We start from the raw sequence: 6,945 nt of genomic DNA, 5'->3' as shown, positions 1-6,945 counted from the left end.
CTGTCGGGGGTGTTAATGGGGCGGGCAGTGAGGCTAGCTAATGAATTCAAGTCTATTGCAATAGGTTGACGAAATCGACCGGGTCGTTGAAGTAGTTGCGGTATGCACTTCTTAACTGTGTAGGTTCGCCCGTAACGTAAACGGCGTTTATGCTTTCAGGTGAGTCTTCGAGCTCAATAGATCGCTTGATAGCTTCTTGCGCGTTCCTAAAGACTTCAACTTTCAGTGAATAGTTTCCTGCGCCGTCAGTAACGATATTGAGTACATTGTGCGTCTTCAATTTGTTGTACACGTCAAATTGCCGCATCGCGCCGAGTCTCTGGAGGATATGCAGCCTGCTTTCGCTCTCTTGAAATCGACTTTCCAGCGCTGCGTCAGACAAATCTAGGAAGGCGCGCCTAAGGTTCTCATGGCGCCGCGCAATTATCTCACTAGCCATCGCAAAAATACTCCGCGCTCGTCCTCGCCGTGGCCGAACTTAGTTCTTTGACCGTCCAAAATATCCGAAATCTCAAGTGCAGTAGCCCAAGCGTGCTGTGCTCTCGTCCTATACTGAATTTCGACCATTAGCCCTTGCCAAGGCTCTGACGGATCGATGCCCGGCCTGTGAGAACGTGGATAGTGTAAAAAGACGTCGTGAATGCCTCTATATCCACTTACTTTAGGGCGCTCGATATAGTTGTACTTGTTCTGGTCCGCGTGCTTTGGTCTGTGGCGCACGTTTTCTAGAACGGAAGGTGAGTGCAGCCACTCTCTAAATGAATGCAAGCCATCAATGTCGTTGAAAATCAACCTGCAACCGGCGAAATCATGCATCGAAGTCACATCGCTAATCAACGGTGATCCATCGGGAGCAGTGCGTCGTAATTTGTCAATAACGGTGTTCTTTCGCTTCAGTCGTTGAGCAAATTCTGCAGCAGTTCCTGATGTTGCAATTTTTCGACGCAGCCAGACTTTAAACGTGTTGATGGCGTATCCATGAGATGACCGCCACTGGTCAACTAGGTCGTAGTCGTGGATTGTAGCAGTTCCCGCGGCGATAGCTTTCCCCGCTCTTCTAACAGCACCTTTCGGTTTTGGGGGAACTGGAAAGGCCATGTCGCGACACCCGATTTTGAGTTTCAGGCATGGAAGTTAAATGCGGCAAAGGTTTATTGCAACAGGATGAAGTGGCTTCGTAGCGCTTGCTGCTTGAAAAAAAAGGGCCGCTTGCGCGGCCCTTTCCTCATTCCCGGACGATGCGCCTCAGCGCTTCCCCACTTCAGCCGTCCTTGCGGATCACGGCGTTGGTCGGGTCGTAAGGCGAATCCTCGGCCACCACGGCGTCCCATTCCTTGAGCTGGATCTTCACCTTGAGCTTGGTGCCGACCTCGGCCAGTTCCGGCTCGACATAGCCCATGCCGATCTGCTTGCCGAAGGCCACCGAATAGCCGCCCGAGGTAAGACGACCGACCTTGCGACCGTCGAGCAGCAGCGCTTCCTTGCCCCAGGGATCGGTGTCCGCCGGGCCGTCGATCAAGAGCGTCACGCATTTGGCGCGGATGCCGGTGTCGAGCATCGCCTGCTTGCCGCGGAACTCCTTCGACAGGTCGATGAAGCGGTCGAGACCAGCCTCGGCCGGGGTCGCGTCGCGGCCGAGTTCGGTGCCGAAGGCGCGGTAGCTCTTCTCCTGACGTAGCCAGTTCTGCGCGCGGGCGCCGACCGGCTTCAGACCGTGCTTCTCGCCGGCCTTCAGCAGCAGATCCCAGAGGTAGCGGCCAAACTCGATCGGATAGTGCAGCTCCCAACCCAGCTCGCCCGTATAGGCCACGCGGATGGCGCGGACCGGGCACATGCCGAGCTCGATGTCGCGGTACGACAGCCAGGGGAAGCGCTTGTTCGACAGCACGGTCTCGGGGTTCGCGTCCTTGACGATCTCGTTGAGGATCGCGCGGGCGTTCGGGCCGGCGAGAGCGTAGACACCCCATTGCGTGGTGATGTCGTGGCAGTCGATGTAATCGCCACCAGCGGCACGGAAATCCTCGATCGATTTCTTGAGGAAGTCGGCGTCGTAATCCGTCCAGGCACCGGCCGAGATCAGGTAATACTCGTCATCCTTGAGGCGGACGATGGTGTATTCCGTGCGGGTCGTGCCGGCCTCGGTCAGGGCATAGGTCAGGTTGATGCGACCGATTTTGGGCAGCTTGTTGCAGGTGAAGTGGTCAAGGAACGCGGTCGCGCCCGGGCCGCGCACGAGGTGCTTGGTGAAGGCCGAGGCGTCGATGATGCCGCAGGTCTCGCGGACCGCCTTGGCTTCAGCCTCGGCATATTGCCACCACGCACCGCGACGGAACGAGCGCGAGTTGTGGTCGAAGTCGGCGGGGGCGTCGACGGGGCCGTAGTAGTTCGGGCGTTCCCAGCCGTTCACCTGACCCATCTGCGCGCCCAGCGCGAGCTGGCGGTCATAGGCGGGCGCGGTGCGCAGCGGGCGGCAGGCTTCGCGCTCTTCATCCGGGTGGTGCAGGATGTAGACGTGCTCGTAGCATTCCTCGTTCTTGCGCGCGGCGTATTCGGTGGTCATCCAGCTGCCGTAGCGCTTGGGGTCGAGGCTGGCCATGTCGATATCGGCTTCGCCATTGACCATCATCTGCGCCAGATAATAGCCGGTGCCGCCCGCGGCCGTGATGCCGAAGCTGAAGCCTTCGGCCAGCCACATGTTGCGCAGCCCCGGAGCGGGGCCAACGAGCGGGTTGCCGTCAGGGGTATAGCAGATCGGGCCGTTGAAATCGTCCTTCAGGCCGGATTCGGCGCAGGAGGGCACACGCTCGGCCATCGCCATGTACTGATCGGCGATCCGGTCCAGATCGAGCTGGAACAGGTCGGCGCGGAAGCTGTCGGGCACGCCATATTCGAACCGCGCCGGGGCGCCGCGCTCGTAGATACCCAGGATCCAGCCGCCGCGCTCTTCGCGGGCATAGGATTCATTGTCGGCATCGCGCACGACCGGGTGCTCGGGATTGCCGGCCTCGCGCCATTTGACCAGCTCGGGGTCCTTGTCCATGACGATGAAGGTGTGCTCGACCGGGATCGCGGGGATCTTGATGCCCAGAAGGCGCGCGGTGCGCTGGGCGTGGTTGCCCGAGGCGGTAACCACATGCTCGGCGGTGATGACGATCTGCTCGTCGCTGGGCACCAGGTTGCCGCCCTGCTCGACCATCTTGGTGCAGGTCACTTCCCAATGGGAGCCGGTCCAGTGGAACGCATCGGCCTGCCATTTGCGCTCGATCGCGGCGCCATGCTGGCGCGCGCCCTTGGCCATCGCCTGGGTCACATCTGCGGGGTTAATGTAGCCATCGGTGCTGTGATAGAGCGCGCCCTTCAGATCCGAGGTCTCGATCAGCGGCCAACGCTCCTTGATCTGCGCGGGCGTCAGGAATTCATGCGGAACCCCCGCCGTTTCGGCGACCGAGGAGTAGAGCATGTATTCGTCCATGCGCTCGTCGGTTTGCGCCATGCGCAGGTTGCCGACGACGGCGAAACCCGCGTTCAGGCCGGTCTCGGCTTCCAGACCCTTGTAGAATTCCACCGAGTATTTGTGGATATGGGTCGTCGCGTAGCTCATGTTGAAGAGCGGCAGCAGACCGGCGGCGTGCCAGGTCGAGCCCGAGGTCAGCTCGTCGCGCTCGATCAGCATCGTGTCCCAGCCCGCCTTGGCCAGGTGATAGGCGATGCCGGTGCCGACCGCACCACCGCCGACGACAAGGGCTTTCACATGGGTTTTCATCGCGCAGGGCTCCGCTGAAGGATTTTGGCTTGGGTTTCGCAGCTAATTGCGCGGGGTGGTGAAAGACTCCCGACCGATGGTCGCGCGAAAACGACGCACAGCAAGAGAGGCGTCGTAATCCCTCACGGCTGAGGTGAGTCGCCCGCGGTGATCTGCCCGTCGCCGTCGGTATCGAACAGCGCGAACAGCCGCTCCGAGGCCGCGTCGAATTCGCCTCGGGTGATGTGTTTGTCGCCATCCGCATCGACATGGTCAGGCTGCATGGCCTGTTGGACCTCGCCCAGAAGGCCGCCCGCCCCGGGGACCGGCGCGGGCAGGGGATTGTCCGCCTGTTCCTGCGGGTCGAGGATGCCGTCGCCATTGGTGTCGCGGGTTTCGAACAACGCGCCGCGCCGGTCGAGGAAGGTCTCGCGCGTCATCAGGACCGGGCCGGGATCGCGATGCGGCATCAGCCGCGCTGCGAGGGACAACAGACCCTCGGCCTGCGCCAGTGCGGGAAACGGCAGGGCAAGGCTGGTCAGCAAGATCAGGGCGGGCAGCGGAAGGGCAGGGCGCATCGGGGTCTCCTTTCGCCCTGCAACGGAACCGGGGCGCGCTTCCGTCGCGGCCCCGGACCCGTCACGGGTGGTCTCGGCGAGACTCAGCCGTGTCGACCGAAATCCATCGGATTGATCACCCCGTCCGCGTTGCGATCCAACTCGGTGAACAGGCGGGGCGTCGCCTCGGCCCATTCCGCGGCGGTGATCTGCCCGTCGTGGTTGGCATCGTTATAGGCCGGGGTCATCGCGCCGTGGATGCGCGGACCGGGGCCGTTGACGCCATGGCCTTCGCGGTTGTTCTCTTCCTGCCCGGCGATGGTCGCGGCCATGTTCGCCTGCTCTTCGGCATCGATGACACCGTCGCCACTGAGGTCGAACATGTCGAAGATGTCGGTCCGACGGGCGGCAACATCCTCGACGGTCACGCGCCCGTCGGCGTTCATGTCCCATTCCTCAAGGAAATGTGCCATCTGCGGGCCCTGACCCTGCCGTTGGCCCTGACCTTGGCCCTGACCCTGACCATGTCCGTCAGCGACAGCGGCGCCCCCGACGAGGGCCAGAACAGCAAGCGGGGCGAGGAAGATTGTAGCTTTCATATCGATACATCCTTATGTGTGATTGCGTATCTCTAACGCCCCCTGCGCCGCTTTCCGTCGGGTAATGATGTCGCACCCCGTGTCGCACCCGCGATGGACTTGCTGGCGCGCAAGAATATGTCTCGCCGCTTGTTCCCCCCCTCGCGCGGCGGTATGACTCGCGCCTGAACTTGCGGGGGGGCTCTATGCAGGTCTTCGAGACGAAAGCGACGGTCCGCGAGGCCGTGCGCAACTGGCGCAACGCGGGCGAGACGGTCGCCTTGGTGCCGACCATGGGCTACCTGCATGCAGGCCACATGACGCTTGTTGAGCGGGCCAAATCCGAAGGCCAGCGAGTCGTCACCTCGATCTTCGTGAACCCTACGCAATTCGGCCCGACCGAGGACCTCTCGACCTATCCCCGTGATCCCGACCGCGACCTAGCCATGCTGCGCGAGGCCGGCGTCGACGGCGTTTTCATGCCCTCTGTCGAGGAGGTCTACGCCCCCGGCGCGCAAACCATCGTCGAGACGACCGAACTGTCGAAGATGCTGATCGGCAAGCTGCGCCCCGGCCATTTTCGTGGCGTGGCGACGGTGGTGACGAAGCTGTTCAACATCGTCCAGCCCGACGTCGCCTGCTTCGGCGAGAAGGACTACCAGCAGCTCTGCGTGATCCGGCAGATGGTGCGCGACCTTGACGTGCCGGTGCGCATCGTCGGCGTGCCCACGGTACGTGAGGCCGATGGCTTGGCCATGTCCTCGCGCAACATCCGCCTCACGGCTGAGGACCGCGCCGCCGCCGTGGTCCTCTCGCAATCGCTGTTCCAGGCCGAGGAGATGGCCAAGACCGGCATCACCGCCTCGCGCCTGCGCGCATGGGTCGCGGCGAATATTCAGGCCAATCCCCGTGCCGATCTGCAATCCGCCGATATCCGCGATGCCGAGACTCTGGCCTCGGTCTCTGGCCCGCTGACCCGGCCCGCCGTGATCCTGCTTGCCGTGCGTTTCGGCAAGGTCCTGCTGATCGACCAGCGCGTCGTCACCCCTTAAGGAGGAACTCCCGATGTCCGCACAGCCCCAGACCCCGGTCCGCCGCATCACCGCCCCGCAGCTGCGGGCGCGCAAGGGGGGCGAGCCGATCGTCTCGCTGACCTCGTACCACTCGCACACCGCCGCGATCGTCGATCGCTATGCCGATTTCATCCTCGTGGGCGACAGCCTCGGGATGGTGATGCATGGCATGGAATCGACCGTGGGCGTGACGCTCGATATGATGATCACCCATGGCAAGGCGGTGGTGCGCGGCACGAAGCGCGCACTGATCGTCGTCGACATGCCCTTCGGCACCTATGAGGAAAGCCCCCGGGTGGCCTTCCGTAACGCCGCCCGGATCATGACCGAGACGATGTGTCAGGCCGTGAAGCTGGAAGGCGGCGCGCGCATGGCCGAGACGATCCGCTATCTGGTCGATCGCGGCATCCCGGTGATGGCGCATATCGGCCTGACGCCACAATCGACCAACGTCATGGGCGGCTTCAAGACCCAAGGCCGCGACGAGGCCACTTGGGCCCACCACATCAACGACGCCGTGCAGGTGGCCGAGGCCGGGGCCTTCGCCGTCGTGGTCGAAGGCGTGGTCGAGCCGCTGGCACGCGAGATCACCAAATCGGTCGAGATCCCGACCATCGGCATCGGCGCCTCGGCCGATTGCGACGGCCAGATTCTGGTCTTGGAGGACATGCTCGGCCTCAACCCGCGCCCCCCGAAATTTGTGAAGGTCTACGGCCAACTCGGCGGCATGATCGAGAAAGCGGTCTCGGAATACGCCGACGAGGTCAAATCCCGCAGCTTCCCCGCTGAAGACCAAACCTACCGCTAAGCCATTCAAGCGGCAAAACAAAAGGGCGCGAACCTCCCCGGTCCGCGCCCTTTCCCTTTGTCCCAGCACACCGCACTAGCCGCACCTCCAACCGCAAGGAGCGAGTGCCTAGGCCCCGCCACACGCGCCCTCTTTCCCATCTTCGTTCTGAAAATATCCTGGGGGGTGAATTCGCGCAGCGAAGAGG

The 6,945-nt window shown here is 62.5% G+C and carries 7 protein-coding genes; 2 read left to right on the top strand and 5 right to left on the bottom strand.

What is annotated here, in order from left to right:
• Positions 1-52: 52 nt before the first annotated feature.
• The 5 genes from BCY78_RS25450 to BCY78_RS24045 all read right to left on the bottom strand — a co-directional run bounded on the left by BCY78_RS25450 (position 53) and on the right by BCY78_RS24045 (position 4,898).
• Entirely contained in the window at positions 53-439 is a 387-nt protein-coding gene (locus BCY78_RS25450; RefSeq protein ID WP_068306876.1) for a hypothetical protein, read from the bottom strand.
• Positions 424-1,098, bottom strand: coding sequence for a RelA/SpoT domain-containing protein (locus BCY78_RS25055; RefSeq protein WP_083195283.1), 675 nt, complete (start codon positions 1,096-1,098; stop codon positions 424-426). The genes BCY78_RS25450 and BCY78_RS25055 overlap by 16 nt, the downstream gene beginning before the upstream one ends.
• A 163-nt stretch (positions 1,099-1,261) precedes the next feature.
• Positions 1,262-3,763 (bottom strand): FAD-dependent oxidoreductase, encoded by a 2,502-nt coding sequence (locus tag BCY78_RS24055; RefSeq protein ID WP_068306874.1) that lies wholly within the window; start codon positions 3,761-3,763, stop codon positions 1,262-1,264.
• Positions 3,764-3,885: 122 nt separating this feature from the next.
• On the bottom strand, positions 3,886-4,320 hold the full coding sequence (locus BCY78_RS24050; protein WP_068306872.1) for a hypothetical protein: 435 nt from the start codon (positions 4,318-4,320) through the stop codon (positions 3,886-3,888).
• 83 nt (positions 4,321-4,403) lie between these two features.
• On the bottom strand, positions 4,404-4,898 hold the full coding sequence (locus BCY78_RS24045; RefSeq protein WP_083195282.1) for a hypothetical protein: 495 nt from the start codon (positions 4,896-4,898) through the stop codon (positions 4,404-4,406).
• A 185-nt stretch (positions 4,899-5,083) separates the two neighbouring features.
• On the opposite strand from BCY78_RS24045, the gene panC reads away from it, so the two are divergent.
• Positions 5,084-5,929: a pantoate--beta-alanine ligase gene (gene panC / locus BCY78_RS24040; RefSeq protein ID WP_068306868.1), complete on the top strand. Its 846-nt coding sequence runs from the start codon at positions 5,084-5,086 to the stop codon at positions 5,927-5,929.
• A 13-nt stretch (positions 5,930-5,942) separates the two neighbouring features.
• Positions 5,943-6,758, top strand: coding sequence for a 3-methyl-2-oxobutanoate hydroxymethyltransferase (gene panB / locus BCY78_RS24035; RefSeq protein WP_068306866.1), 816 nt, complete (start codon positions 5,943-5,945; stop codon positions 6,756-6,758).
• The last annotated feature ends 187 nt before the right edge of the window (positions 6,759-6,945 follow it).

It is taken from the genome of Pararhodobacter sp. CCB-MM2, from assembly GCF_001691415.1.
Taxonomy (GTDB): domain Bacteria; phylum Pseudomonadota; class Alphaproteobacteria; order Rhodobacterales; family Rhodobacteraceae; genus Pararhodobacter.
This window is presented reverse-complemented; position numbering and strand designations above follow the sequence as displayed.

Excerpts from the sequence above, each read along its gene's own strand:
- BCY78_RS25450 (WP_068306876.1), bottom strand. The coding sequence starts at position 439 with ATGGCTAGTGAGATAATTGCGCGGCGCCATGAGAACCTTAGGCGCGCC.
- BCY78_RS25055 (WP_083195283.1), bottom strand. The coding sequence starts at position 1,098 with ATGGCCTTTCCAGTTCCCCCAAAACCGAAAGGTGCTGTTAGAAGAGCG.
- BCY78_RS24055 (WP_068306874.1), bottom strand. The coding sequence starts at position 3,763 with ATGAAAACCCATGTGAAAGCCCTTGTCGTCGGCGGTGGTGCGGTCGGC.
- BCY78_RS24050 (WP_068306872.1), bottom strand. The coding sequence starts at position 4,320 with ATGCGCCCTGCCCTTCCGCTGCCCGCCCTGATCTTGCTGACCAGCCTT.
- BCY78_RS24045 (WP_083195282.1), bottom strand. The coding sequence starts at position 4,898 with ATGAAAGCTACAATCTTCCTCGCCCCGCTTGCTGTTCTGGCCCTCGTC.
- panC (WP_068306868.1), top strand. The coding sequence starts at position 5,084 with ATGCAGGTCTTCGAGACGAAAGCGACGGTCCGCGAGGCCGTGCGCAAC.
- panB (WP_068306866.1), top strand. The coding sequence starts at position 5,943 with ATGTCCGCACAGCCCCAGACCCCGGTCCGCCGCATCACCGCCCCGCAG.